This window comes from Streptomyces sp. NPDC014801 (genome assembly GCF_043082085.1).
In the GTDB taxonomy this organism is placed as follows: Bacteria; Actinomycetota; Actinomycetes; order Streptomycetales; family Streptomycetaceae; genus Streptomyces.
The window spans coordinates 102267-128520 of the sequence record NZ_JBIBXG010000004.1 but is presented as its reverse complement, the minus strand read 5'-3'; the positions used below and the strand labels follow the sequence as shown (position 1 = coordinate 128520).

Here is a 26254-nt window from a genome sequence, read left to right as displayed (position 1 = left end):
GCCCACCGTGACGGTGGGCGCCCCCGGCGTTGTCAGGCGCCCCCGGCGTTGTCAGTGGGGCATGTCATCGTGGGGACATGGAGATCGACGGGGGACTGGCCGTCAAGGCCGAGACCGAGTACGGGGACACGCGGGTGAGGCCGTCCGCGGACGCGCTGCGGGAGCTGGTGCACCGCATCGGCGAGCCGGGCGACCGCTGGATCGTGGTGCAGCGGATACCGGACCTGCCGCTGGAGTTCGCGCAGGTGTGGCACGAGGGCGGCGGGGACTGGCGGCTGGAGCACCGGCGCGGGGAGCGGGAGTTCTTCGGCGCGGAGCTCACCGACCCGGAGCGGGTGGCGCGGCTGCTGACCGGCTGGGCGCGGCGCGAGCCGGGCTGGGACGCGGACGTGGAGTGGGAGCCGGTCGAGGTGCCGCCGCGTGAGGAGGTCCCCCCGCTCGACGCGGAGGTCGCGGCGCGGGCCGAGGAGCAGGTGCGGGCGATGCTGACCGACGGTTATCTGGGCATCGAGCGCCTCGTCGAGGAGACCGTGTACCTGATGGAGGACGCCGTCTCCCCCGCCCAGGCGCGGGAGCTGGTCGAGCGGCTGTGGCTCGCGCGGGTGTCCGAGCAGGCCGGCTGGGACGGGCTCACCGATCCCGACCGGCTGACGCGGGCGTTCGCCGCCCTGGAGGAGACCGGCATCCTCGCCCGTGAGAACTTCACCTGCTGCCACAGCTGCGGCATGGCGGAGATCGGGGGCGAGGCGGAGGAGCCCGAGCGGACCCGGGGGTTCGTGTTCTTCCACCGCCAGGCGACCCGCGCCGCCGCCGAGGGCCATGGACTGTCGCTGTACTACGGCGGGTTCGACGGTTCCGAGGAGACCACCACGGCCGTCGGCCGGGAGGTCGTCGCGGCCCTGCGGGCGGCCGGGCTGTCCACGGGCTGGGACGAAGACCCGGCCCGGTCCATCACCGTCACCCCGCTTCAATGGCGTAAACGCCTGGTCGGCTGAGGGCGGCGGAAGCGGTGCCGGGGTGAAAAGGTGTCCACGGTGTGAGCGGAAGGGTCCTGTGAACGGCTGACGTCTGCTTCAATAAGTCCATGGCCAGCTTCCAGAAGTACTCCGCGACAGGTCGCCATGACCTCGAGCCCTTCTGGCCTTCCCGTCAGCACCACGACTTCGACCGGGTGTGTTGCCGCGCGACGAACGCGCCGGCCCTCTAAAGCCGTAACCCCCGGCCTTCGGCCGGCGCGACAAGCCGTACGTCCCGACGGGCCCGACCACGAATCGCGGCCGTCGACCTGACCGACGAACGACGACCTTCTCGCGCGAAAGAGCTGACCTCTCATGGCGACCACTCGTTCCCTCAGCACCGCCACCCTGACCGCTCCCGCCCCGGCCCCGGCACCGGCCGCCCGTCACCGGCTGCGCGCCGTCGACCGGGACGAGGTGGTCGACGTCACCGACTTCCTGCCGCCGGGCGCCACCTGGCTGCCGGCCCCGCCGCACGCCCTGCCCGCGCTCCCCGGCCGGCCGCCGATGGTCGGCTACCTGGTGCTCGTCCCGGCCGACCAGCAGCCGCCGTTCCTCCCGGTGGCCGTCCCCGACCAGCCCGAGCAGCCGGAGGGGCCGCAGTCCGGCTCCGGCTCCGGCGAGCCGCTCGTGCGGATCGACACCGTGCGGCGCACCGCCTGGGTCGACGGGCGCGAACTGGACCTGACCTACCTGGAGTTCGAGCTGCTGGCGCATCTGGTGGCGCACCCGCACCGGGTGCACAGCCGCGACCAGCTCGTCACCACCGTCTGGGGCTACGGCCATGTGGGCGACGGCCGCACCGTCGACGTGCACGTGGCCCGGCTGCGCCGCAAGCTGGGCGCCGAGCACCGCAAGGCGATCCAGACGGTCCGCCGCGTCGGCTACAAGTACGCGCCGCCCACCACCCGCTGACCGCCGGGGACCACCCGGCCCGTTCCGCCGCCGCCGACGGCTCTGCCCGTGGCAGAAAGCGGTGCCGTCCCGCGCCCGGCTGCGCCAGAGTCGGCCGTATGAGACTTCTGGTGCTGGGCGGGACGGAGTTCGTGGGGCGGGCCGTGGTGGAGGAGGCGCTCGGGCACGGCTGGGAGGTGACCGTCTTCCACCGGGGGCGGCACGCGGCCCCGCCCGGGGTGCGGTCGCTGCACGGCGACCGCACCGCCCCCGGCGGCCTGGCCGCCCTGACCGGCACCGACGCCTCCTGGGACGCCGTCGTCGACACCTGGTCGGCGGCGCCCCGCGCGGTGCGGGAGACGGCCCGGCTGCTGCGGGACCGGGCCGGGCGGTACGTGTACGTCTCCAGCTGCTCGGTGTACGCGTGGGCGCCGCCCGCCGGCTACGCCGAGGACGCGCCGCTCGTCGACGGCGCGTCGGCCGACGCCGGCCCCACCGACTACGCGCGCGACAAGCGGGGCGGCGAGCTGGCCGCCGTCGCGGAGTTCGGCACCGACCGCTCGCTGCTGGTACGCCCCGGGCTGATCCTCGGGCCGTACGAGAACGTCGGGCGGCTGCCCTGGTGGCTGAACCGGATCGCCCGCGGCGGCCCGGTGCTCGCCCCCGGTCCCCGGGAGCTGCCGCTGCAGTACGTCGACGTCCGCGACCTCGCCGCGTGGATCGCCGGCGCGGTGCGGCGGGAGCTGAGCGGGCCGTACAACCTGGTCTCGCCGCCCGGCCACACCACCATGGGCGGGCTGCTGGACGCCTGTGTGCGGGCCACCGGGGCGGACGCCGACCTGCGCTGGACCGACCCGGGCACGATCCTGGACGCGGGGATCGAGCCGTGGACGCAGCTGCCGGTGTGGGTGCCGCCGGGCACCGATCTGCACGACGCGCTGCACACCGCCGATGTCTCGCGCGCGGTGCTCGACGGGCTGTCCTGCCGCCCGGTGGAGGACACCGTCGACGCCACCTGGCGCTGGCTGCGCGCCCTCGGCGGCACGGCGCCGCAGCGGCCGGACCGTCCGCCGGTGGGCCTGGACCCGCAGGTCGAGGCCCGGGTGCTGGACCTGGACGGCGTCGGCCGCTGACCTGCAACTCCGCTGATTTTCCCCGGACTTTGAACGCCCCTGCGGGCACATGCGTATCAGAAGGCGCCGCTTCACCCCTCGGGCGCCTCGCTGCCGCCCCCGAAGCCCGCAAGGAAGTCAGAGGAGTTCCATGGGACGCAACACACGAAAACGCCGTTCGTCGATGGCCGGCAAGGCCATAGCCGCATCGGCGGCCCTAGCGCTCGGCGGGGGCGGCCTGATCTGGGCGAACTTCTACGCGTCGGCCCACGAGTCGCACGACTCGTGGGGCAACCGCACCAAGGCGGCCGCCGCCCAGGTCGCGACGATCTCCTGCCCCGACGTCGGTCAGCAGCTCACGGACGTGCCGGGCCGGGCGCGGACCGAGGTGGACGGCGAACTGGCCAATCTGGACCGCCAGATCACCGACGCCTACCAGCGCCTGGCGACCACGCGCGACGCGCAGGCGCGGGACGCGAGCTTCGTGCAGAACTCGATCCTGCAGCCGCTCAAGGACCGGCGGGCGGCGATCATCGACCGCATCCAGCTGGAGATCAACCGGGTCGGCGGCAACGCCCCCGACCGCCTGGACGACCTGGCCGGCTGCACGGCCAGCCCCGCCGACCAGCCGCAGACCACCGGTGGCCAGAACAACGGCGGGCAGAACGACGGCGGCCAGCAGCAGGGCGGTCAGCAGCAGGGCGGCCAGAACAACGGTGGTCAGAACAACGGCCAGCAGGGCGGCCAGAACAACGGCGGTCAGAACAACGGCCAGAACAACGGCGGCCAGGCCGGCAACGGCCCCTCCGCCAACGACTTCGTCGACATCACCAAGGTCCAGCCGAACGTCCCCGCCAAGCCGCGCAAGATGCGCAACGCCTCCACCGGCACCTTCACCACCCGCTGCGGCGTGAACGCCAACGGCAACCACAACACCGACAACGTGATCGTCGCCCCGGGCGTCAAGAACGGCGCGCACCACCTGCACGACTACGTCGGCAACCAGTCCAACGACGCCTTCGCCAACAACGACACCTTCGCCGCGGCCGAGACCACCTGCCAGAACCAGCAGGACAAGTCCTCGTACTACTGGCCGGTGCTGCGGGTGCAGGACGGCACGCAGGACTTCGACCAGAACAACGACGGCGGCGGCAAGGAGGGCAACGTCGGCAAGATCCTGCTCGCCAAGCAGGCCCAGATCACCTTCGTCGGCAACCCCACCAGCAAGGTCGTCGCGATGCCGGCGTTCCTCAGGATCATCACCGGCGACGCCAAGGCGTTCACCAACGGCCCCGGCAACGCCAACGCGCACTGGAGCTGCACCGGCTTCGAGAACAAGGTGCAGCTGACCGACAAGTACCCGATCTGCCCCCAGGGCAGCAGCGTGGTGCGCACCTTCGCCTTCCAGTCCTGCTGGGACGGCAAGAACATCGACAGCGCCAACCACCGCACGCACGTCGCCTTCGCCGACCGCAACGGCCGCTGCCAGAACGGCTTCAAGGCCATCCCGCAGCTCACCATGCGCCTGGTGTACGACGTGCCGGCGCCGGTGATCAGCAACGGCCAGGTGAAGAACGCCTACGCGGTCGACGGCTTCCCGGAGCAGCTGCACAAGGCGATCACGGACCACGACGACTTCATCAACGTGATGTCCGGCAACCTGAACAACAAGATCGCCAACTGCATCAACCGGGGCCAGAAGTGCCAGTGACCCCCTGACCCCCCACATGCGAAAGCCGGCGGTGACCCTCCCCCACCGCCGGCTTTCGTATGCCGTCGCCCGGTCAGTGCCCCGCGTGACCGCCGCCGTGCTGCGCGCCCTGCTCGAGGGTGCCGCCGAGCGTCGAGCGCAGCGCGGTGACCACCCCGTCGTCGCCGACGGCGACCCACTTGCGGCCGACCAGGTAGTGACCGCCGTAGTCCTTCGCCTCGTTGATCCACTCGCGCTGGCCGCGGTCGGTGGCGAAGGTGGCGAGCACGAACTTTCCCTGGCCGGTGGTGCAGATGGCCTGGCGGATCTCGTCGGCGTCGGTCTGCATGTCCGGGCGGCACTTCGCCTCGGCGGCCAGGTGCTCCAGGCTGCCGGTCGCCGTCGGCGGCACGGCGTCGTCCTGGCCTCCGCCTGCGCCGCAGCCCGCCACCGTCAGCGCGGCCAGCGCGGCGGTCACGGCGAGCATCGGTCGGGTCACCCTCATCTTTTCCTCCGGTCGGGCGGGTGCGGGACGCCGGTGGATACGGGCGGCGCGCGCGCGGCGCTCAAATCGGGTTCCGGGCGTCGGGCCCGCCGTGCCCCAGTGTGCCGGTGAACCAGGACCGGGAAGAGAAGGCGGCCGCCGCCTGGGCCACGTCGGACGACCACCCCGAGGCTCCAGCCGTCGAGTTTCCTATGCAACACCGGGCAGCCGGAGCAGGGCGTGAAGCCGCTGACGCCCGAACCGGACGCGCCATCCGACGAGTTGGACGACGCGGCGCGGGCCACGCTCGCCCTGTGCCGGTCGGGTCTCGGCCGCGACCGCGCGGCGCTGTCCCTGGTGCTGGGCGCGCTCGCCCCCCCATCTGCCGCGCCACCGGCGGTCGATGGCCAACCACGCCCGCGCGCCGGTCGATCCGGGGGCCTGACCCCGGCCGGGTCACGGTGACCAACGGCCCATTCGCTCGTTCTGCTGAACGTGCAGTCACAGGATGTCGCCCCGCGCCCCTCATCGTCCCCCGCCGGCCCGGTCGTCGACGTCGAGCAGGCCGAGGCCGCGCTCGTCGAGCACTACCCGCGGCTCGTGCGGCTCGCCTATCTGGTGCTGCCGCCGGGCCTCGGCCGCGGCCGGCGCGTCCTGACCGCCCACGCCCTCACCCAGCGCGCCCTGCCGCGCGGCAAGACGGCGACCCCCGCCGTCCCGGCCCAGTCCACCGGCCCGGGCGGCGACCCGGGGTACGCCTTCGTCCGCCGGCAGGTGCTGCGCGCGGCCCTGGAGGCGGGGCTGCCGCTGCGGCGCCGCGGCTGGCCCAAGCGGGCCCAGCTGCCGCCGCTGCTGCCGCAGGTATGGGGCCTCAGGCTGTTCCCGCGCTCGGGCGGCGCCGACGAACTCGCCCTGGACCAGCAGCTGTCGGCCCTGCCGGCCCCGGCGCGCGCCGCCTACGCGCTGCGCGGCCTGGAGCAGCTGCCCGACGGCGAGGTGCGCCGCGTGCTGGCGGCGGCCGGTGTGGCCGACGTGGACGCGGCACTGCGGGAGGCCGACGGCGTCCCGGCAAGGTACGGGCTGCTCACCTCCCCGGAGTTCGACCCGTGCTCGCTGCAGGCCCGGCCGACAGATCTGATGCGCCGGCGCCAGCACACCAAGGCCGCGCTCGCCGCCGCCGCGGCCGTCGCCGTGTGCGGCGCGCTGGTGGCGCTGCCCGGCGGCGGCTGGGGCCCGGACGGTGCGGCCGCCCCGGTGTACGCGCAGAACCCGGCCGCGGAGGCGGCCCTGGACCCGGGCCGGCTGGTGCGGGTCTCGCCGGTCGCGTGGAAGACGGCCTCGCGCACCGACTTCTCGGTGTGGCCGGCCCGCGGCGACCTGACCGGCGACACGGAGCTGCTGCGCCGCGCCCTCGCGGTGTGGGCGCGCCCCGGCGAGACGGTGCGGGTCTCGGCGACCCCGGGCACCCCGACGGGCGGACCGGCCGGCCCGCCGCAGCTGCTGTACGCGGGCACCGTCGACAACGCGCGCGTGGTGATCCTGCACGACGGCCTGCGCATCGCCCGCTACGCCGAGCCGCGGGACGGCACCACGGGCGCGGCGCTGGACTTCGCGCGGGCGGACGGCGCGAGCGGCGCCGAGGCGGACGCGGTGGTGCTGGGCCGGGCCGACGGCAACGTCCGGTATCTGACCGCGCCGTGGGTGACGGCGACGGCGCGGCGCGACCTGATGAAGCCGGCCGCGGACGCGTCGGAGCTGACCCGGACCGACGGGGTGACCTCGCCGATGGCCAGCCCGGCGACCAAGACCGGCGCGTGCACGTCGTGGAACGCCCTGCAGGTCACCGACGACACCGGCACGTACGTCCTGAGCGACCTCGGCGAACTGGTGCCGGCCCGGCTCACCGTGGGACATCCCGGCAAGGAGCGCGAGGTGTCGGGGCCCGAGGCGCTGCGCGCGTGGGCGCCGTACGCCTGCTCGCTGGGCGCGGTGCGGTCGCAGGGCGTGCGGTCGGTGAACGCCTGGGCCTACGCCGAGCAGCGGCTGCCGGACGGCAGCGGCAGCGCGGACTGGGTGTGCACCCGGGCGGAGACCTGGCGTGGCGGCGGGGCGCGGGTGCTGGCGCAGTTCCACACGCCGGGCGGCACCTACGGGGCGGTCGCGGCGAAGGCGGAGGACGTGCCGGCGTGCGGGCCGCGCGATCCGCAGGTGCTCGCCGGGGTGCTGTGGAAGGCGCAGCGCGGGACCTGGTACCTGCTGGCGGCGGGCGGCAAGGACACGGCGTCGATCCGCACCACGGGCGGGCTGACGGCGAGCGGCGAGGGCCATGTGCTCGCGGTCCGCGCCCGGCAGGGGCTCCAGGCGGAGCTGAAGGGCACCCTGGACGACGGCCGGGAGATCGGCGGCCTGCACTAGGGCCGGTCCGGCCGGTCTCGCCGAGCATCGCGGCCCGTCTCGCCGGGCATCGCGGTCGGTCTCGCCGGGCACCGCGCACCGCTTGCTGACAGTGGCGTCAACAAGGTGGGTCCGAGGGGTTCCCCCTCGGGCTACCCATCAGTACATTGACGCCATGTCTAACAAGCAGGCCGCTCGGGCGCCCCAGCCGGTCGAGGCGGAGCGGACAGCGCTCAAGGCCCGGAAGGTGTCCTTCTCCTGGGAGCGCACACCGCTGCACTGGGTGCCCGGGGATCCGTTCACCACGCACACGATCAACGTGCTGCACCTGCTGCTGCCGGCCGGGGAGCGCTGGTTCGTGCACGTCTACAAGCAGGTGCTGCCCTACATCCGGGACGAGCGGCTGCGCGAGGACGTCATCGGGTTCATCGGGCAGGAGGCGATGCACTCCCAGGCCCATGACGAGGTGCTGCCGCACCTGAGGGAGCAGGGGCTCGACCCGACGCCGTACACCGCGCAGGTCGACTGGTTCTTCGAGAAGCTGCTCGGCGACCGCACCCTCCCGCCGGGCCGGGCGCGCCGCTGGTGGCTGATGGAGCGCGTCGCGCTGATCGCCGCGATCGAGCACTACACGGCCTTCCTCGGCGACTGGGTGCTGAACGCGGAGGAGCTGGACCGGCGCGGCGCCGACCCGACGATGCTGGACCTGCTGCGCTGGCACGGCGCCGAGGAGGTCGAGCACCGCTCGGTCGCCTTCGACCTGTTCCAGCACCTCGACGGCGGCTATCGGCGGCGGGCACGCACGTGGGCGACCGCGTTCACCGCGCTGGTGTTCCTGTGGCAGCGCGGGGTGCGGTTCTTCATGGAGAACGACCCGACCCTGCTGAACGCCAGGCCCAGCCTCAAGGACCTGTACACGCGCGGCCGGCAGGGCCTGCTGCCGTCCACCGGCGCCATGCTCCGGTCGATCCCGCGCTATCTCAGCCGCACCTACCACCCCTCCCAGGAGGGCTCCACCGAGCAGGCCGTCGCCTACCTCGCCACCTCTCCCGCAGCCCTCGCGAGCGAAAAGAGGACCGCATGACGCCGAAGCTGCGCACCGTCGTGGCCGTCGCGGGCGCCGCGCTGCTCGCCCAGCGGGCCCTGCGCCGCCGCGTCCGGACCTCCCCGCTGTGGCCGATGCCCGCGCTGGAGACGCCGATCAGCGGGCAGCCGCGCAGCCGGGCGCTCACCCTGCTGGTGACCGGGCACGAGCCGATCGCCGAGGGGGTCGTGCAACTCCGGCTGGAGGGGCACGACCTGCCGCGCTGGGAGCCGGGCGCGCACCTGGACCTGGTGCTGCCGTCGGGGCTGGTGCGGCAGTACTCGCTGTGCGGCGACCCGGAGGACACCTCCTCCTACACCGTGGCCGCCCGGCTGGTCGAGGACGGGCGGGGCGGCTCGCGTGAGGTGCACGAGCAGGTGCGCGAGGGCATGGAGCTGGAGGTCCGCGGCCCGCGCAACCGGTTCCCGCTGGTCGACGCCCCCTCCTACGTGTTCGTCGCCGGCGGCATCGGCATCACCCCGATCCTGCCGATGCTGCGCGCGCTCACCGCCGACGGCGCCGACTGGCGGCTGCTGTACGGCGGACGCAGCCGGGCCTCGATGCCGTTCCTGGAGGAGGTCGTCAAGTTGGGGGACGACCGGGTGAGCGTCGTGGCGGAGGACGAGGACGGGCTGCCGGACCTCGACGCGTGGCTCGGGGAACTGCCCGGGGACGCGGCCGTGTACTGCTGCGGCCCGGAGGGGCTGATGGCGGCCGTGGCCGAGCGGGTGCCGCGGGTCCACATGGAACGGTTCACGCCACGTGCCGCGACCGGTGGCGCCTTCGAGGTCGAACTGCGGCGCAGCGGACGGGTGGTGACCGTCTCGGCGGACACCACCGTGCTGGAGGCGGTGCGCGCCGAGCTGCCCGACACGGCGTACTCCTGCGAGCAGGGCTTCTGCGGGACCTGCCAACAGCGGGTCCTGGAGGGCGAGGTGGACCACCGCGACGAGCTGCTGACGGACGCCGAGCGGGACGACTCGATGCTGATCTGCGTCTCCCGCGCCCGGGGGGAACGGCTCGTGCTGGATCTGTGAACCCCGGCCCCGGCCGGGTCCGTGAACCCCCGGCTCCGATCGGGGCCGGGGGCGGCCGGATCCGATCGGTAAAGTGTTCGCATGACTACCGGGGTACGCCGCAGGATGGGTGTCGAGGAGCGGCGGCAGCAGCTGATCGGCGTCGCCCTGGAGCTGTTCAGCCGCCGCTCGCCCGACGAGGTCTCCATCGACGAGATAGCGTCGGCCGCGGGCATCTCGCGCCCGCTCGTCTACCACTACTTCCCCGGCAAACACAGCCTGTACGAGGCCGCGTTGAGGCGCGCCTCGGACGAACTGGCGGCCCGGTTCGTGGAGCCGCGGGAGGGTCCGCTCGGGGCCCGGCTACTGCGGGTGATGGGCCGCTTCTTCGAGTTCGTCGACGACCACGGGCCCGGCTTCTCGGCGCTGATGCGCGGTGGCCCGGCCGTCGGCTCGTCGACGACGAACGCGCTCATCGACTCCGTACGGCAGGCCGCCTACGTCCAGATCCTGGCGCACCTCGGGGTGGAGGAGCCGCCGCCCGCGCGGCTGGAGCTGGTGATCCGCTCCTGGATCTCGCTCGCCGAGTCGACGGCGCTGATCTGGCTGGACGGCCGGCGCATCCCGCGCGCGGAGCTGGAGTCCCAGCTGGTGCACGACTTCGCGGCGCTGCTCGCGGTGAGCGCGGCCTACGACGAGGAGATGGCCGCGCTGCTGCGCCGGGTCGTCGCGGACGAGCCGGGTGACGGTCCCTTCGCGGACCTGGTCACCCGGCTCGTGTCGCTGGCTTCCTAGGCGGCCCTAGGCGTCGTACTTGCGGTAGGAGGCGTCGAGGTCGCGGACCTCGGCCGAGGCGTGCAGCGCGAGGCCCTCGGCGGGCTTCACGTGCTGCCGCAGCAGCTCCAGCACCGTCTCGGTCAGCCGCGCCTTGGTCTCCTCGGTGCGGCCGGCCAGCAGGCCGATCGTGACGTGCACGATCGCGTGGCCCTCGGTGTCCGGGCCGACGACGGTGTCCTCGGTCGGGCGGAACTGCGTCTTGCAGGCCGGCGGCTTCGCGGCCGCGATCTCGACCGTGGCCTCGTGCAGGGCCTGGGCGAAACCGGGCCGGTCGAAGGCGTCGGCGAGGCGCCCGGAGTAGTCGACGGTGATCTGCGGCATGGGCACTCCTGTTCTACGGCGGTCGCGGTCAGCCTAGGTGACGGCCGACCGCGACCGTCCGGTCAGCCCAGATGGCGGAAGACCGCCACCGTCCGGGCCGGCACCGTGAACGTGCCGGTCGCCGCCGCGTAGGACGCCCCCTTCACCACCGGGTCGGCGCCCGCCGCCTGCACCGGGTGCAGCCCGTAGGCCGTCCCGGCGAGGTCGCCGACGTGCTGCTGCTGCCGCTCGGGCGTGGCGTTGAAGACGACGACCAGGTCGCCGAGGCGCATCGTGATCACGCCGGGGGTCTCGTCCTTGCCGGAGAGCGGGAAGGACAGCCGGGACTGCACCTGCGCGGCCGTCGCGAGGGAGAAGTCCGGCTCGGTGCTGCGGATCCTCAGCAGGTCCCGGTACGCGGCGGACGCGCCGTCGATCTGCGGGCAGCCGACCGTGACGCCGGTGAGCAGCGGCTTGGCGTAGGGCCACTTGGCGGCGTTGTCGGCGGCCGGCGGCAGTCCGCGGCCGAAGCCGTTGCCGTCCGCGCAGTTCCAGTGGATGGCGTTGAACCAGTCGCCGCTGTCGAAGGAGTTGCGGTCCAGCGACTTCGAGCGCAGCAGGTCGGTGCCGGCCTGGGAGAGCGCCGGGCCCTGCGACAGGGTGGCCGTGGCCATCGCCAGGACCTGCATCCGGGCCCGGTCGGCGGCACCGGTGGAGGCGGGCAGCTTGTAGGTGAGCGCGTCGAACAGCGTCTCGTTGTCGTGCGCGTCGGCGTAGGCGAGGGCGTCGCCGGGCGCGGCCGCGTAACCGGCGGGCTGACCGTTGTAGTCGATCTCGGCGCCGGTGACCTCCTTTCCTGCGCTGTCCGTGAAGTGGTACGCCGCCAGGTTGCCGGACAGGCCGACCTTGATCAGGTCCTGGTCGTGCAGCAGCCGGGCCTTCTGCTCGGCCGGGGTGCCGTTGGCGGTGGAGGCGTTCGGGTCGGTGTAGAGCCCGCTAGCGAAGCCCTGGACGCCGGGGTCGGCGTCGAAGGGGCTGCCGCCGCGCACCGCGTCGCGGGCCCGGTCGGAGAAGGTGGCGATGCCGGTGCCGGCCATGTTGGCCTGGGTGGCCTGCACGAAGCGGGCGTCGTTCGCGACCTCGCCGAAGTTCCAGCCCTCGCCGTACAGGATGATCTTCTTGCCGTCGACGCCGTCCTTGGCGAGGGTCAGCGCGTCCAGGGCCTTGCGGACGGCGAGGATGTTGGCCTTCGGGTGGTGGCCCATGAGGTCGAAGCGGAAGCCGTCGACCTTGTACTCCTTGGCCCAGGTGACGATCGAGTCGACGACCAGCTTGCCCATCATGGCGTTCTCGGGCGCGGTGTTCGCGCAGCAGGTGCTGGTGGCCACGGAGCCGTCGGCCATGAGCCGCTGGTAGTAGCCGGGCACGATCTGGTCGAGGACGCTCCCGTCGGCCTGGCCGCTCGCCGCCGTGTGGTTGTAGACGACGTCCATGACGACGCGCAGCCCGTCCCGGTTGAGCGCCTGGACCATCTGCCGGAACTGCACCGTGCGGGCGGTGCCGTCAGGATCGGTGGCGTAGGAGCCCTCGGGGACCGTGTAGTGGTACGGGTCGTAGCCCCAGTTGTAGGCGTCCTTCGCGGCGGTCTTCGTCACGCACTCCTGCTGCCGGTCGGAGTCGGCGGGCAGGGAGGCGAGGTCGCAGTCCGGGGTGGCCTGGTCGGCCTTCTTCTCGGGGATCGTCGCGATGTCGAAGGCGGGCAGCAGGTGGACGTAGGAGGTGCCGGCCGCGGCCAGCTCCCGCAGGTGCTTCGAACCGTCGCTGCCCGTGTCGCCGAACGCCCGGTAGGTGCCCCGGTCCTGGGCCGGCACGGTCGGGTCCGCGACCGAGAAGTCCCGGATGTGCAGCTCCTGGATCTGCGCGTCCCGCAGCGGCACGGCCTTCGGCTTGGCCAGGTCCGTCCAGCCCTTGGGGGCGAGCGCCTTGTCGCCCAGGTCGACGACGAGGCTGCGGGCGGAGTCGGCGGTCAGGGCGAGGGAGTAGGGGTCGGTGACCTTGTTGGTGACGATCTGGCGGACGCTGGGCGCCCACACCTTCACCACGTACCGGTAGGGCTTGTTCTTCCAGGAGGCCGGGCCGGTGACGGACCACACGCCGGTCGCGTCGTCGCGGCGCATGGCCTTGAGGGAGCCGTCCAGTTCCAGCGACACGCTCTGCGCGGTCGGCGCCCACACGGCGAGGGTCGGCCGGCCGTGGTGGAACACCGGTCCCAGCGCGGCCTTGGTGGCGCCCGGGTACACATCGTCCAGGACACCGGCGATCTGCACGCCGGTCGCGGCCAGCACCGCGCCGTTCACGGCCCGCTGGGTGAGGACGAGCTGACCGCGCAGGGCCTCCCGCACCCGGTCGCGGTCCCGCGGGTCCACCGACCAGGCGGTGTAGTCCTTCAGATGCGGGAACTTCGCCTTCTGCGCGTCGGTGAGCGTGGTCTTCGACAGCCGGATCCAGCGCTCGTCGTCGCTGGTCAGCGTCCCGTCCTTGACGGCGATGGAACCGTCGCGGGAGGACAGCAGCTGCGTGGAGGCGGCCGCGTCGGTGCCGTTGTAGGCGACGGTGTCCCGGTCGATCCAGACCGCCTTGGAGGTGGTGAGGTCGAGCGCGGCCGAGGAGCCCTTCGGCTGCGGCAGCAGGTACTTCTCCTGCCCGGACAGCAGCCACACCTCGTGGCCGTTCGCCTTCAGGTCCAGGGACTGGTCGGTGGGCAGGTCCTTGTCGTCGCCCTTGTGGAGGATGTAGCTGAGGGTGGTGGCGCCCTGGGCGAGCGGCACCTCGAAGACGGCGCCGAAGGCGTCGGTGCGCACCGGCTGCAGCGGCTTGGACCAGTCGGTGGGGTTCGCGGCGCCGGTCCACACGTGCAGGCCCCAGCCGTCGTAGGTGCCGTCGGCGCGGTGGTAGTGCAGCACGGCCTTGGTGGTGTCCTGGGCCGGGTAGGCGGGCCGCTCGGTCAGCATGTCGGCCTTGCCCTGCTCGATCCACACCTCACCGGTCCTGGTGACGTCGATCGAGCGGTCGGCGGCGACGTCCTTGTTGCCGTCCTTGTCGATGACCAGGAAACCGACGTTGGAGGCGCCGGGCTTGAGCTTGACGTACGCGAAGGCGCCATAGGCGTCGCGGCCGGAGAAGGGGTGGCTGGCCGGCCAGTTCGTGGCCTCGCCGTCGGCGAGGTCGCCCCAGGCGTACAGGCCCCAGTTCGCGTAGTCGCCGTCGGCCCGCTTGTAGTGCACGACCGCGTAGTCGCGGGAGGAGGCGGTGGGCACCTCGGGCGCGGGCGGGGTGCCGGTGGTGCTGCTCGCCGTGGCGCTCGCGGTACGGCCCGCGGAGTCGACGACGACGGCCTTGTACCGCAGGGCGGTGCCGGCCGGGACGTCCTTGCCGAGGGTCTGGGTGACCTTGTAGGGGGCGTGGTCGGCGGAACCGAGGACCTGCCACGGGCCGTTGCCGACCTGGGCGGCGAAGACGACGCGGTCGAGCGCGCCGCCGCCGACGCCGGCGGTGACGTCCACGGTGCCGGTCGCGCCGGGCGCCGGGGCCGTCAGGGTCAGAGCCGGCCGGGTGGCCGGGGCGGCGAGCCTGCCGGCCGCCTTGTAGACGACGGCGGACCCGGCCGGGACGGTGAGGGTGAGCTTACGGCCCGCGTCCGTGCGGAGGGTGCCGTCGGCGCCGTAGACGCCCCGGTAGGCCATGTCCGCGGACCCGGTGGTGAAGGTCGCCGTCTGCGCGGTCGCGGCGTTGTTGAACGCGACGACGTACTCCTGGCCGGTGCGGGCGTCGGTGCGGGTGACGGCGTAGACGCCGGGCCCGTCGGCGGCGTACCGCTCCTCCTGCACGCCGTCGGCGAGGGCCGGGTTGGCCTTGCGCAGCGCGGACAGGGCGCTGATCTGCCGGTAGAGCGGGGCGGAGGTGTCGTAGGCGTCGCTCGCGTGGGTGCGGTCGGTGCCGATCTCGTCGTCGTCGAGGTAGTCGGCGACCTTCGAGGCGAACATGGTCTGGCGGGCGTCCTTGTCGCCGCCGGCGCCGGTGAAGCCCTGCTCGTCGCCGTAGTACACGACCGGGTTGCCGCGGGAGAGGAACATCAGCTCGTTGGCGAGCTTGTCCTTGGCGAGGAGGTCGGCGTCGGTGGCCTTCGGGTTGTCCTGCTTCAGGAAGGTCCCGATGCGGCCCATGTCGTGGTTGCCGAGGAAGGTGACCTGCTCGTAGGCGTTGGCCTTGTCGGTCGTGTACTTGTAGTCGTCGCCGAAGACGGCGGCGAGTTTCTTCGCGCTGCCGCCCTGCGAGGCGTAGGAGCGGGCCGCGTCCTGGAAGGGGAAGTCGAGGGTGGCGTCGAGGCGGCCCTGGGTGACGTAGGGCGAGGTGACGGACGTGTCGGCGGAGTAGACCTCGCCGAACATGAAGAAGTTCTTCCGGCCGTGCGCGGCGGCGTACCTGTCGAGCGCCGTCGCCCACTGGGTCCAGAACTCCATGTCGACGTGCTTGACGGTGTCGATCCGGAAGCCGTCGACGGCGAAGTCCTTCACCCACCGCTCGTAGATCTTCTCCATGCCGCGCACGACCTCGGGACGCTCGGTCCACAGGTCGTCCAGGCCGGAGAAGTCGCCGTAGGTGGTGGACTCGCCGGCGTAGGTGGAGTCGCCCCGGTTGTGGTACATCGCCGGGTCGTTGAGCCAGGCGGGGACCTTGGCGTTGCTCGTCGCGACGGGGGTGCGGGGGAAGGAGCGGGCGTCCACGGCGGGGAAGCCCTTGCCGCCGGCGGCGTAGTCGGCGTCGTCGAAGGGGCGGCCGTCCTTGGTGAGGTAGGGGAAGGCGCCCTTGGAGAGGTAGTCGTAGGACTTGGGCTCGTAGTCGACGACGTCGGCGGTGTGGTTGGTGATGACGTCGAAGAAGACCTTCATGCCCTTGGCGTGGGCCCGGGCGATGAGGGTCTTCAGGTCCTGGTTGGTGCCGAAGTGCGGGTCGACCTGGGTGAAGTCGGTGATCCAGTAACCGTGGTAGCCGGCCGAGGCGTTGGCACCGGTGCCCTGCACGGGCCGGTTCTTGAAGATGGGCGCCATCCAGATGGCGGTGGTGCCCAGGCCCTTGATGTAGTCCAGGCGCTGGGTGAGGCCCTTGAGGTCGCCACCCTGGTAGAAGCCCTTGTCGGTGGGGTCGTAGCCGGTGGCCAGGCGCGAACCGGTCAGCCCGCCGCGGTCGTTGGCCTTGTCGCCGTTGGCGAAACGGTCCGGCAGCACGAAGTAGAACTGCTCGCGGGTGGCGTCGTGCCGGGCCGGCTGCGCGGCGAGCGCCGCGTCGGACGGGGGCGGGGGCGGGGTGTCGGCATGGGCGGCGAGCGGCTGCACCAGCGCGGCCGCGAGGGCGGCGGCGGTGACGGCTGCGGCCCGTCTGCCCCGTGCACTGCGGCGCGTCGCGGGCGCCGGCCATCTCGGTATCACAGGCGGAAACTCCTTGTGCTTGCGGCTCGTTCGGGTCCGACCCCGACGCCCTGGCGCGGCTGCGCTGCGGGGGCGCCCGCGGGGACGGTATCGCCGGGGAAAGACTTACAGCAAGAGTCTTGAAACAGCCGGTAAGAATTTTCACCGAGTGTCCGGGATCCGGGTGCCGACGGGCGCGGGGCGGCGGAACTGCCGTTGCGGCGCGGGCCGCGTGGGGGAAAAGTGGTGAGTGTGGCGCAGTTCCTGCGCAGAGCCCCCTCTGGATCTCTCATGGCCAGAACTCCCCGGCGACACGTCCCCCACCTGACCGGCGCAACCACCCTGGTCACGGCGCTCGCGCTGGCCGTGGGCCCGGTGGCCCCGGCGGCCACGGCGCTGGTGCCCGGCGGGGCCGGGTCGGACTCGTCCCCCGCGTCGACGCCCGCCGACTCGACGCCTTCCCCCACGCCCACCCAGGACCAGCAGGGCACGACGACGACCGCGCCGGCCCCGACGCCCACGTCGCCCACCCCCACTCCGGATGGCTCCTCGTCGTCGACGCCCGAGACGTCCTCGGACGGCACACCGAGCACCACGACGGCGTCCGGGACACACGAGGGCAGCGCATCGGCCTCCGCCGCCCTGAAGCAGCAGCAGGACGACGTCGACAACGTCACGGCGGACCTGGACGCCAAGAAGCAGGACCTCCCGGACGAACTGGTGCCGAGCGTGGATCAGCTGACCGACGTGCTGGCGGCGGTGAGCGACGCGCAGACCCCGCCGCAACAGCGCGACGACACCGTCCGCAGCGCACAGCAGGTGGCCGCCGCGCTGGACGCGATCGCCGACCCGGCGACCCCCGAAGCGGTGCGCGCACAGCTGACCGGGCTGGTACGGCAGGTGGCCTCCGCCCTGGACACGGCGAGCCGGCCGGGGACCCCGTCCGAGGACGCGCGCCTGCGGACCCTGGTCGTGGCCCGGACGGCCTCCGTCCTGCGGCTCGTCGCCGACCAGGACGCCCCGCCGTACGTGACGCGCCGCCTGAGCGACACCGCCCACCACCTGCTGGCGGCTCCACCGCAGGAGACCCCGGGCGCGAGCAGTGCTGCCGCCGCCGACGAGCAGCGGGCGTGGAACATGCTCGGGGCGACCGCTCTGGAGACCGCGAGCGACCGGAACACCTCCGACGACCAGCGCAAGGAGCTCGCGGAGAGCGCCCACGAGGCCAGTGCGTCAAAGCCCGGCGACCCCAAGGCGAAGGAGAAGAGGAGCCGGCTGGAGAAGGACGTGAAGAAGACGGTCCAGGACCAGGGACTGCCGGACGAACCGCTCGGCAGGGCGGCGCAGCTCTGCACCAACTCCGTCTTCGACGCCGTCCCGGACACCACCCTCGCCAAGGACCTCCGGGATCTGGTTCCCGCCGCCTGGGACAGCGAGGGCGTCCGGGACTTCTGGAAGTCCGAGGAGGCGGCGAACGCCGCCCTGGACGTGTACGCCCAGCTGCGGAACAAGAAGATGGCCGACAGCGCGCTGGCCATCGAGCGGATGCTCCCCGGGCTGGCCGGCTCGCTGCCGGCGGACGAGCTCTACTACTCCCTCGGCCTCCGCGCGCGGCACTGCCTCAAGGCGGCCGTGCAGCTGGACACGCAGGCGCATGTCGATGCGGGGAACTGGTTCAGCGCGGCGCAGGAGATATGACACTCAGCAGCTCCGCGACGGAGATCTCACCGTCGGCATGACGGGTCGCAATGCCGAATTTGCCGATCTCCCTCTTGTCCGCCGCGCGATCGATCCAGCCACCCGTGAAATGGAACGAGGACACGGAATAGACCGGATGGAATGTCGGCGACCAGAACGCCGTCACATAGAGCGGTTTCCGGGTCACGTTGACGAGATTGTTGTTGTGCCGCACCCGGCCGATGTAGGCGAGGGTGTCCGGCGGGCACCCGTCCGCACGGCAGGTGTAGCGGGGGTGCCGCCACGACTCGTGGCGTTTCCGGAAGTGCTCCACGTCGATACGGCCCCGGTCCTTGCGCATGTAGGTGAGCTGCAGGTCGACGTGGAGCAGGTCGTACGGCATGTTCCTGGGGATCTGGACGACGTGCTCGCGGATGTCCTCCTGCCCGGCCTCCAGCACCTCCCCGGGCTCGTACAGGCGTCCGCTGCTCAGCCGCCGGTAGGTGAGCTCGTCGACGTGCCGCTCGGCCTCCTCCTCGTGGTGGAAGCTCTCCTTCCAGGCCTGGGCCGAGGAGTCCCCGCGCTCGGAGTACCGGGCTGTTCTGCCGTAGACGGTGAAGTCGTTGATGATGACGTAGACCGACACCTCTCCGGTGTTCTTCACGGAGAGTTTCAGCGGGACCTGGACGAAAGGGAGGGAGCGGTCCTCGCGGGCCCTTCCGAATTCCGCCTTGAGGGCGAAACGCATGGGGGCCACCGCGGGCTGGTAGAGGGTGGAGTAGGCGAGACTGACGCCGGTCAGCAGAGCCGTCGCGAACACCCCCGCGGCGAACTTCCTGGGGTACGGCACGCCTTTCCAGGCTCTCTCCCTGATCAGCAGGACCAGCGCCCACACCGACCAGCAGCCCAGGGGCAGGAAGGCGAACAGATAGGGCGTGTACTCCTTCTCCTCCAGCCACATCAGGAACAGCAGGCCGTCCGTGGCCAGCGCGATCAGGGCGCCGAGCAGGACGACCGCCCCGGAGGCCCGGAGCTCCCGCCGGCCCCAGTGGTCGGGTGCCAGGACCGCTCCGGCCCCCTGGACCAGGCCGGACAGCACGAGCAGGGCCCCGCTGACGCGCTGGGCGAAGGTCAGTGCCCCGGAGGCGTCCGGCCAGCCGATCACAACGTTGAGGACCATCGAGGCGAGCAGGCCGGCCGCCATCACCGTCATCGTCGTGCGGCGGCGCCAGGGGCGGTCGGGCCAGGTGTTCCGGTCGCCGCCGTGCCAGCACACGGACGTGGGGTCGTCCAGGTCGGTGTCCGCGTACCCGAGCCGGTCGAGCAGGTGGCGCAGGCCGCGCAGGGACCAGACGCTGCCCACGGTGGCGCCGCCCACGGTCACCCGGCGCAGGCCGCGGCCGTCCGGTGGCTCGACGACGACCCACGGGCGCATGCTCATGCCGCCAGCCTCGAACCCGGACGGGTCCCGCGCACGCGCTGTTGCTCCGCTTGGCGGGGGCCTCCCACCGGGCCCCCGGCGGCCTTGTGGCGGCGCCGTGGGCCCGGCCCCCGGGGTCCGGGGCGGGAGGGTCAGCAGCTGGACTTGCCCGCGTACACCGCGAGCGCCGTGTTCGCGGCGAGGGTCGCGGTGAGCTGGCCGGAGCCGTTCACCGAGACGGTCGTGTTGTTCTGGACGTTGCAGTAGGTCCCGGCGGGCAGGGACGTCTGGTAGGTGCGGGAGATGGTCGCGGACTCGTGGTTGATGGCCACGAAGCCCTTGGAGCCGCGCCCGAAGGCGATGGCGTCGCCGCCGTTGTCCCACCAGTCGGTGACGGCCTGGCCGCGGGTGGCGTTGCGGAAGCCGACCATGCGGATGATCTCCGGCCACTTGTGCTGGCACTTCCAGCCGTCCTGCCAGCAGGCGTTGACGGTGCCCCCGTTCGGCGGGCCGGCGTCGGCGTCCGACCACTCGTAGCCGGAGTTGATGTCGGGGGCGCCGTAGGGCCAGGCCAGCATGAAGACGTTGGCGAGGGTGTAGTTCGCGCCGTCCTTGTAGTTGAGCGTGGAACCGTTGCGCTCGGTGTCGTGGTTGTCGACGAAGACGCCGGCGACCGAGCTGTTCAGGTAGCCCCAGGCCTCGCCGTAGTTCTTCAGGTAGGCGAGGTTCTCGTTGTTGAAGACGCGCTTGAGGTCGTAGGCGTAGCGGAACTCCTGGACGTCGCCGTTGCCGGTGTACTCGGTCGGCTGGACGGCCTCGCCCGCGCCGTAGATGACCTCCTGCTTCCAGTAGACCGACGGGTTGGTCAGCCGGGACTTGATGTTCGCGAGGTCGGCGGCGTCGATGTGCTTGGCGGCGTCGATGCGGAAGCCGTCCACGCCGAGGGAGAGCAGGTCGTTCATGTACCCGGCGATCGCGCCGCGGACGTAGGACTCGCCGGTGTCGAGGTCGGCGAGGCCGACGAGCTCGCAGTGCTGGACGTTCCAGCGGTCCTGGTAGTTGGTGACCTGGCTGGTGCAGTCGTCGAAGTCGTAGGAGGAGTACAGGCCGGGGTAGCTGTACTTCGTGTACGAGGAGCCGCCGGTGCCGGTGCCGCTGCCGGCGGACATGTGGTTGATGACGGTGTCGGCGACGACCTTCACCCCGGCCGCGTGACAGGTGTTCACCATGTTCCGGAAGGCGGTCCGGTCACCGAGCCGTCCGGCGATCTTGTACGACACGGGCTGGTACGACGTCCACCACTGGGAGCCCTGTATGTGCTCGGCGGGCGGGGAGACCTGGACGTAGCCGTAGCCGGCGGGGCCGAGGGTGCTGGTGCACTCCTTGGCCACCGAGTCGTACTTCCACTCGAAGAGGACGGCCGTGACGTCCTTGGTGCCGGGCGGGGAGGCCTGCGCGGTGGTCGGGGTCATGACAAGGGCAGCGGCGAGCGCCGCGGCCCCCGCGAGGGTTCTGCGTGCCATGTGGGGTTCCTTCGTCCTTGAAGGCTGTGGGGAACCGCGTAACAGCTTGCTGAAAGCTTCAGCAAACTTGCGGTGACGCAGATGTTAAAGGCCCGCCGCCGGAAAAGGCAGCGGGCCGGATGAAGTTGTCGAAGATTTTCGCGCCGGGCCCCGCGGGCCGCTCGTCAGGCGGTCGTGAACCAGACCGTCGTGTCGGCCGGGACCTTCGCCTCGCCGCCGGTCTCGGTCACCTCGCCGCTGGCGAGCAGCACACGGCCGTACGCCGGGGTCGTCACGGACTCCCCCGTCGTGTTGGCGACACAGACGAAGTCGCCGCGGCGGAAGGCGAGGACGCCCTCGGGCGCGCGCAGCCACTCCACGCTCTCGCCGGCGCCCAGGTCCGGGTGCTCCCGCCGGGCGGCGAGCGCGGAGCGGTACATCTCCAGCGTGGAACCGGGCACGCCCGTCTGCGCCTCGACGCTCAGCTCGCCCCAGTTCGCCGGCTGCGGCAGCCAGCTGCCGCCGTCGCCGAAGCCGTAGGAGGAGCCCGCGCGGGTCCACGGGATCGGCACCCGGCAGCCGTCGCGGAAGCCGTCCTGGCCCGCGCCGCGGAAGTACGCCGGGTCCTGGCGCACCTCGTCGGGCAGGTCGACGACGTCCGGCAGACCCAGCTCCTCGCCCTGGTAGACGTACGCCGAGCCGGGCAGCGCCAGCATCAGCAGCGTGGCGGCGCGGGCGCGGCGCAGGCCCAGCGCGCGGTCGCCGGCGAGGCGGATCTGGGTGCCGAGGCCGGGCGGGTTGGCGAAGCGGGTGGCGTGCCGGGTGACGTCGTGGTTGGACAGCACCCAGGTCGCGGGGGCGCCGACCGGGCGCATGGCCTCCAGCGTGCGGTCGATGACCGTGCGCAGCTCCTCGGCGTCCCACTCGGTGGCCAGGTACTGGAAGTTGAACGCCTGGTGCAGCTCGTCGGGGCGCACGTAGTTGGCGGTGCGCTCGACGGTCGGGGTCCAGGCCTCCGCGACGAAGATGCGCTCGCCCGCGTACTCGTCGAGGATCGTGCGCCACTGACGGTAGATGGCGTGCACGCCGTCCTGGTCGAAGAACGGCATGACATCGTTGCCCAGCAGTTTCAGCTGGTCGTGGCTGCCGAGGTCGGGCAGTCCGTCGGCCTTGACCAGGCCGTGGGCGACGTCGATGCGGAAGCCGTCGACGCCCATGTCGAGCCAGAAGCGCAGGATGGAGCGGAACTCGTCGCCGACGGCCGGGTGGTCCCAGTTGAAGTCGGGCTGCTCGGGCGCGAAGAGGTGCAGGTACCACTCGCCGGGGGTGCCGTCGGGCTCGGTGACGCGGGTCCAGGCCGGGCCGCCGAAGATGGACTCCCAGTCGTTGGGCGGCAGTTCGCCGTTCTCGCCCTTGCCGGGGCGGAAGTGGTAGCGCTCGCGCAGCGGGGAGCCGGGGCCCTCGGCGACGGCGCGCTTGAACCACTCGTGCTGGTCGGAGGAGTGGTTGGGCACCAGGTCGACGATGATGCGCAGGCCCAGCGCGTGGGCGTCGCGGATCAGCGCGTCCGCGTCCAGGAGGTTGCCGAACATGGGGTCGACGGCACGGTAGTCGGCGACGTCGTAGCCGGCGTCGGCCTGCGGGGAGGCGTAGAAGGGGCTCAGCCAGACGGCGTCCACGCCCAGGTCGCGCAGGTACGGCAGCCGGGAGCGTACGCCCTCCAGGTCGCCCATGCCGTCGCCGTTGGCGTCGGCGAAGCTGCGCGGATACACCTGGTAGATCACCGCGTCCCGCCACCAGTCGCGGCGCTGGGCGACGGTGGCGAGAGCCGAGTTCGGAGCCGAGGAGTGCTGGGTCATGGCTTCCTTGATGCGTAAGGAGAGTGCGGTCATCGGGTCGGTGGGTGACGGCGGCTGGGGGTTGAGGCGGCCGCGGTACAGCGGGGTCGGATGGCACCGCGGCCGCCTGCCCGCGCGGCCAGGCGCGCGGGAGCCTCGTGGCTGACGGGTGTCAGCCCTTGGTGCCGCCGGCGGTGAGGCCGGTCACCAGGTTCTTCTGCACGAGGTAGAAGAACGCGGACACGGGTATCGCGATCAGGACCGCCGTGGCGGCCATGAGGTTGCGCTGCGCGTCGTGCTCGCTGATGAAGCTCTGCAGGCCGACGGCGAGGGTGTACTTGCTGTCGTCCAGCATGAAGGTGGTGGCGAAGGCGACCTCGCCGAAGGCGGTGATGAAGCTGTAGAAGCCGGCCACCGCCAGGCCCGGCCGGGCGAGCGGCAGGATGAGGCGGGCGAACGTGCCGAACGGGGTCAGGCCGTCGACGCGTCCGGCCTCGTCGATCTCGAACGGGATGGTGTCGAAGTAGCCCTTGAGCAGCCAGGCGCAGTACGGCACGGCGGTCGTGCAGTAGATGAGGATCAGGCCGAAGTAGTTGTCGACCAGCTGCAGCTCGGACAGGATCTGGTACATCGGCACCATCAGCACGGCCACCGGGAACATCTGGGTGACCAGCAGGATCCACATGAACTTGCGGTAGCCGGGGAAGCGCATGCGGGAGACGGCGTAACCGGTGGTGGCGGCGACGAGCACGCCGATCACGGTGGTGCCGAGGGAGACGATCAGCGAGCTCTTCAGCCAGTCGAAGAAGCTGGTGTGCTGCAGGACGAACGAGTAGTTGTCCAGCGTCATCTTCCCCCAGATCTTCCCGGGGTGCAGATAGTCGTCCTTGTCCGGGCCGAGGGAGAGGAAGACCAGCCAGAGGACGGGGAAGAGGGCGACGAGGCTCGCGACGATCAGCAGGGCGTGGGAGGCGAGGGAGGCGGCCAGGGACCGCTCGCCGCGGCCGCGCACCTTGCGGGGCGCGCCGGTGGAGTTCTTCTCGGTCACCGCGGCGGAGGTCTCGACTGTGGTCGTGGTCATGGGCGGAACTCCTGCCTCAGATCGCGAGCTGCTGGTCGTTGCGGTTCAGCCAGCGGCGGTAGAAGGAGGTGAAGACGATGAGGATGGCCAGCAGCAGCATGCCGTAGCTGGCGGACTGGGCGAAGTCACGCGGCTGCTGCCCGAAGCCGAGGTAGTACGCCCAGGTGACGAGGATCTGGGCGTCCGGCGCGGAGGTGTTGCCGAACAGCAGGAAGATCACCGCGAACTGGTTGAAGGTCCAGATGATGCCGAGCAGGACCACGGTGGAGCTGACCGAGCGCAGTCCGGGCAGGGTGACGTAGCGGAAGCGCTGCCAGGGGCTCGCGCCGTCCATCTCCGCGGCCTCGTACAGCGAGGCGTCGATGGACTGCAGGCCGCCGAGCAGGGAGACCATCATGAACGGCACACCGCACCAGGTGTTCACCATGATCGCGGCGAACCGCTGCCAGAAGGTGTCCTCCAGCCAGGCCGGCGAGGGCAGGTGCAGGGTGTCCAGGAAGGTGTTGATGACACCGCCGTCGGAGAGCATGATCCGCCAGCCGAAGACGGTGACGAAGGTGGGCACGGCCCACGGGATGATCAGCAGCAGCCGGTAGGCGGTGCGCCCGCGCAGCTTCTGGTTGAGCAGCAGCGCCAGGCCGAGGCCGATCGAGTAGTGCAGGGCGACGCACAGCGCCGTCCACACAATCGTCCAGATGAAGTGCGACCAGAAGCGGTCGTACGCCGTCGGGCCGAAGAGGATGTCCTGGTAGTTGTCCAGCCCGATGAACTTGTAGGTCGCGTCGATGTGGTTGACGCCGATGGTGCGGGCCGTGTTCAGGCTGTTGGCGTCGGTGAGCGTGAGGTAGAGGCCGTACACCAGCGGATAGACCACGAGGACGCCGAGCACGACGGCCACGGGGGCGATCATCGCGTAGGCGTACCAGTGCTTCTGGTAGCCGTGCTTGAGACGTTGGGCGACTGTCATGGTTCTCGACACCTTCGGAGACGATCAGGGAGTACGGCGCGCGGACCGGTGGCCGCCGGATCCCTCCCCCCGCTCACGACGGGGGATCCGGCGGCCACACGGGGTCACTTGCTGAAGTCCGGGACCAGCTTGGTGATGGCGAGCTCGGCGTTGTTCAGGCCCTGGTCCAGGGACTCCTTGCCGCCGGCGATCTTGGGCAGCTCGGTGTCGAGCGGGCCCCACAGGGAGCTGTACTCGGGCAGCGCCGGGCGCGGCTGGGCGGCGGGCAGCACGGTCTGGTAGCCGGCGATGCCCGGGTCGGCCTTGACCTCGGCGGTGTAGGCGTCGTCGCGGGTGGGCAGCGTGGAGTTCTTCAGCGCGATCTCGGTCTGCGACTTCGCGGAGGTCATGAAGTTCACGAACTTCAGCGCGGCCTTCTGGTGGGCGGCGTCGGAGCCCGCGTAGACGGACAGGTTGTGGCCGCCGGTCGGGGCGCCCGCCTTGCCGGCCGAGCCGGCCGGGACGGTGGCGATGCCGAGGTTGTTCTTGTCCTTGAAGGCGGAGCCCTTGTAGAAGTTGGTGATCTCCCACGGGCCCTGGATGATCGCGGCGACCTTGCCGTTGACGAACGCGTCCTGGATGTGGGCGTAGGCGTCGGCGGTGGTGTCGGCCTTGTGCAGGCCCTTGCCGTCGAACAGGCTCAGCCAGGTGCCGTAGCCCTTCTTCGCGGCGGCCGAGTTCACGGTGATCTTCTTGCCGGCGGCGTCGACCGTGTCGGTGCCCTCGCCGTAGAGGTAGGGCTGGGCGTAGTAGGCCTGGGTGGAGCCCCAGTAGCCGTCGACGCCGGTCTTGTCCTTGACGGTGGCGGCGGCCTTCTTCAGGTCGTCCCAGGTCTTGGGCGCCTCGGTGATGCCGGCCTTGGCGAACAGCTGCTTGTTGTAGACGAGCGCGAGGGTGTCGGTGACCAGCGGCACGCCGTAGGTCTTGCCCTCGTACTGGGCCTGCTTGATCAGGCTGGGCTGGAACTTGGCCTGGTCGGCGAGGGCCTCGGTGCCGTCCAGCGGCAGGAAGTAGCCCTTCTTGGCGAAGGCCGGGGTCCAGCCGACCTCGGAGCGCAGCACGTCGGGGGCACCCTTGGAGCCTGCGGCGGTGTCGAACTTGTTCTGGGCCTGGTCGAACTGGACGTTGACGTAGTTGACCTTGATGTCCTTGTTCGCCGCCTCGAACTGCTTGATCAGGGCCTGGTACGTGGGGGCCTCGTTGGTGGCGTTCGAGGTGTCCCACCAGGTGATGGTGACCGGCCCGCCGGCCTTGTCGCCGCTGTCGCTGCCGCCGCAGGCCGTCGCCGCCAGCGCGAGAGACGCCGCCAGCGCGGTGGCCGCTATGCCACGCCGCATGAGTTCTCCTTGAGGTGAAAGCCCGAGTGGTGCCGACTGCGCCTTTGCTTGCCGTCGGGCGACGTGAACGTAACAGCCATGTAAGCGTCACGAAAGACCTT

The 26254-nt window shown here is 71.7% G+C and carries 18 protein-coding genes and 1 pseudogene; 10 read left to right on the top strand and 9 right to left on the bottom strand.

All coding sequences use genetic code 11. From position 1 onward, the window contains the following. Nucleotides 1-77 precede the first annotated feature (77 nt). The 4 genes from ACF1AL_RS10045 (at nt 78) to ACF1AL_RS10030 (ending at nt 4733) form a co-directional block, all read left to right on the top strand. The gene (locus tag ACF1AL_RS10045) at nt 78-995 is read left to right on the top strand and encodes a DUF6891 domain-containing protein (RefSeq protein ID WP_391825761.1); all 918 of its coding nucleotides are present in this window, start codon (nt 78-80) and stop codon (nt 993-995) included. A gap of 336 nt (nt 996-1331) precedes the next feature. Next, nucleotides 1332-1931, top strand: coding sequence for a winged helix-turn-helix domain-containing protein (locus tag ACF1AL_RS10040; RefSeq protein WP_391820533.1), 600 nt, complete (start codon nt 1332-1334; stop codon nt 1929-1931). A 98-nt stretch (nt 1932-2029) separates the two neighbouring features. Further along, nucleotides 2030-3043 carry an SDR family oxidoreductase gene (locus tag ACF1AL_RS10035; protein ID WP_391825760.1) on the top strand — a complete coding sequence of 338 codons (1014 nt, stop codon included), beginning with the start codon at nt 2030-2032 and terminating at the stop codon, nt 3041-3043. 130 nt (nt 3044-3173) lie between these two features. Then, nucleotides 3174-4733 carry a DUF1996 domain-containing protein gene (locus ACF1AL_RS10030; protein WP_366836055.1) on the top strand — a complete coding sequence of 520 codons (1560 nt, stop codon included), beginning with the start codon at nt 3174-3176 and terminating at the stop codon, nt 4731-4733. 73 nt (nt 4734-4806) lie between these two features. Here ACF1AL_RS10030 and ACF1AL_RS10025 read toward each other — a convergent pair whose 3' ends face one another. Beyond that, nucleotides 4807-5217 (bottom strand): hypothetical protein, encoded by a 411-nt coding sequence (locus ACF1AL_RS10025; RefSeq protein WP_366836056.1) that lies wholly within the window; start codon nt 5215-5217, stop codon nt 4807-4809. 168 nt (nt 5218-5385) lie between these two features. Here ACF1AL_RS10025 and ACF1AL_RS10020 point away from each other — a divergent pair. The 5 genes and pseudogenes from ACF1AL_RS10020 to ACF1AL_RS10000 form a co-directional block, all read left to right on the top strand. Continuing rightward, nucleotides 5386-5641 (top strand): annotated as a pseudogene (locus tag ACF1AL_RS10020) (tetratricopeptide repeat protein); the annotation flags it as partial. A 50-nt stretch (nt 5642-5691) separates the two neighbouring features. After that, on the top strand, nt 5692-7611 hold the full coding sequence (locus tag ACF1AL_RS10015) for a hypothetical protein (RefSeq protein WP_391825759.1): 1920 nt from the start codon (nt 5692-5694) through the stop codon (nt 7609-7611). Nucleotides 7612-7765: 154 nt separating this feature from the next. Next, nucleotides 7766-8674, top strand: coding sequence for a metal-dependent hydrolase (locus ACF1AL_RS10010; RefSeq protein ID WP_366836058.1), 909 nt, complete (start codon nt 7766-7768; stop codon nt 8672-8674). Then, on the top strand, nt 8671-9711 hold the full coding sequence (locus ACF1AL_RS10005; protein WP_391825758.1) for a PDR/VanB family oxidoreductase: 1041 nt from the start codon (nt 8671-8673) through the stop codon (nt 9709-9711). The genes ACF1AL_RS10010 and ACF1AL_RS10005 overlap by 4 nt, the downstream gene beginning before the upstream one ends. Before the next feature lie 81 nt (nt 9712-9792). Next, nucleotides 9793-10485: a TetR/AcrR family transcriptional regulator gene (locus tag ACF1AL_RS10000; protein WP_366836059.1), complete on the top strand. Its 693-nt coding sequence runs from the start codon at nt 9793-9795 to the stop codon at nt 10483-10485. A 6-nt stretch (nt 10486-10491) separates the two neighbouring features. On the opposite strand, the gene ACF1AL_RS09995 is transcribed toward ACF1AL_RS10000, so the two are convergent. After that, a complete protein-coding gene (locus ACF1AL_RS09995; RefSeq protein ID WP_391661424.1) occupies nt 10492-10848 on the bottom strand; it encodes a 5-carboxymethyl-2-hydroxymuconate Delta-isomerase in 357 nt (118 codons plus the stop codon). A gap of 62 nt (nt 10849-10910) precedes the next feature. After that, nucleotides 10911-16313, bottom strand: coding sequence for a pullulanase-type alpha-1,6-glucosidase (pulA, locus tag ACF1AL_RS09990; RefSeq protein WP_391825757.1), 5403 nt, complete (start codon nt 16311-16313; stop codon nt 10911-10913). Between the two features lie 270 nt (nt 16314-16583). Here pulA and ACF1AL_RS09985 point away from each other — a divergent pair, with 270 nt between their 5' ends. Then, nucleotides 16584-17990, top strand: coding sequence for a hypothetical protein (locus ACF1AL_RS09985; protein WP_391825756.1), 1407 nt, complete (start codon nt 16584-16586; stop codon nt 17988-17990). On the opposite strand, the gene ACF1AL_RS09980 is transcribed toward ACF1AL_RS09985, so the two are convergent. The 6 genes from ACF1AL_RS09980 to ACF1AL_RS09955 form a co-directional block, all read right to left on the bottom strand. Continuing rightward, a complete protein-coding gene (locus ACF1AL_RS09980; protein WP_391820526.1) occupies nt 17968-19410 on the bottom strand; it encodes a hypothetical protein in 1443 nt (480 codons plus the stop codon). The genes ACF1AL_RS09985 and ACF1AL_RS09980 overlap by 23 nt on opposite strands. A gap of 131 nt (nt 19411-19541) precedes the next feature. Beyond that, a complete protein-coding gene (locus tag ACF1AL_RS09975) occupies nt 19542-20912 on the bottom strand; it encodes an alpha-amylase family protein (protein WP_366836064.1) in 1371 nt (456 codons plus the stop codon). Nucleotides 20913-21076: 164 nt separating this feature from the next. Then, nucleotides 21077-22750 (bottom strand): glycoside hydrolase family 13 protein, encoded by a 1674-nt coding sequence (locus ACF1AL_RS09970; protein WP_384211993.1) that lies wholly within the window; start codon nt 22748-22750, stop codon nt 21077-21079. Nucleotides 22751-22901: 151 nt separating this feature from the next. Then, a complete protein-coding gene (locus tag ACF1AL_RS09965; protein ID WP_366836066.1) occupies nt 22902-23810 on the bottom strand; it encodes an ABC transporter permease subunit in 909 nt (302 codons plus the stop codon). Between the two features lie 16 nt (nt 23811-23826). Beyond that, nucleotides 23827-24777 (bottom strand): carbohydrate ABC transporter permease, encoded by a 951-nt coding sequence (locus tag ACF1AL_RS09960; protein WP_384211990.1) that lies wholly within the window; start codon nt 24775-24777, stop codon nt 23827-23829. Nucleotides 24778-24881: 104 nt separating this feature from the next. Continuing rightward, entirely contained in the window at nt 24882-26153 is a 1272-nt protein-coding gene (locus ACF1AL_RS09955) for an extracellular solute-binding protein (protein WP_384211986.1), read from the bottom strand. Between the last annotated feature and the right edge of the window lie 101 nt (nt 26154-26254).

Excerpts from the sequence above, each read along its gene's own strand:
- ACF1AL_RS10005 (WP_391825758.1), top strand. The coding sequence starts at position 8,671 with ATGACGCCGAAGCTGCGCACCGTCGTGGCCGTCGCGGGCGCCGCGCTG.
- ACF1AL_RS09995 (WP_391661424.1), bottom strand. The coding sequence starts at position 10,848 with ATGCCGCAGATCACCGTCGACTACTCCGGGCGCCTCGCCGACGCCTTC.
- ACF1AL_RS09960 (WP_384211990.1), bottom strand. The coding sequence starts at position 24,777 with ATGACAGTCGCCCAACGTCTCAAGCACGGCTACCAGAAGCACTGGTAC.
- ACF1AL_RS09965 (WP_366836066.1), bottom strand. The coding sequence starts at position 23,810 with ATGACCACGACCACAGTCGAGACCTCCGCCGCGGTGACCGAGAAGAAC.
- ACF1AL_RS10045 (WP_391825761.1), top strand. The coding sequence starts at position 78 with ATGGAGATCGACGGGGGACTGGCCGTCAAGGCCGAGACCGAGTACGGG.
- ACF1AL_RS10030 (WP_366836055.1), top strand. The coding sequence starts at position 3,174 with ATGGGACGCAACACACGAAAACGCCGTTCGTCGATGGCCGGCAAGGCC.
- ACF1AL_RS10025 (WP_366836056.1), bottom strand. The coding sequence starts at position 5,217 with ATGAGGGTGACCCGACCGATGCTCGCCGTGACCGCCGCGCTGGCCGCG.
- ACF1AL_RS09955 (WP_384211986.1), bottom strand. The coding sequence starts at position 26,153 with ATGCGGCGTGGCATAGCGGCCACCGCGCTGGCGGCGTCTCTCGCGCTG.
- ACF1AL_RS09975 (WP_366836064.1), bottom strand. The coding sequence starts at position 20,912 with ATGGCACGCAGAACCCTCGCGGGGGCCGCGGCGCTCGCCGCTGCCCTT.
- ACF1AL_RS10040 (WP_391820533.1), top strand. The coding sequence starts at position 1,332 with ATGGCGACCACTCGTTCCCTCAGCACCGCCACCCTGACCGCTCCCGCC.
- ACF1AL_RS09985 (WP_391825756.1), top strand. The coding sequence starts at position 16,584 with ATGGCCAGAACTCCCCGGCGACACGTCCCCCACCTGACCGGCGCAACC.
- ACF1AL_RS09980 (WP_391820526.1), bottom strand. The coding sequence starts at position 19,410 with ATGAGCATGCGCCCGTGGGTCGTCGTCGAGCCACCGGACGGCCGCGGC.
- ACF1AL_RS10035 (WP_391825760.1), top strand. The coding sequence starts at position 2,030 with ATGAGACTTCTGGTGCTGGGCGGGACGGAGTTCGTGGGGCGGGCCGTG.
- ACF1AL_RS10010 (WP_366836058.1), top strand. The coding sequence starts at position 7,766 with ATGTCTAACAAGCAGGCCGCTCGGGCGCCCCAGCCGGTCGAGGCGGAG.
- ACF1AL_RS09970 (WP_384211993.1), bottom strand. The coding sequence starts at position 22,750 with ATGACCCAGCACTCCTCGGCTCCGAACTCGGCTCTCGCCACCGTCGCC.
- ACF1AL_RS10000 (WP_366836059.1), top strand. The coding sequence starts at position 9,793 with ATGACTACCGGGGTACGCCGCAGGATGGGTGTCGAGGAGCGGCGGCAG.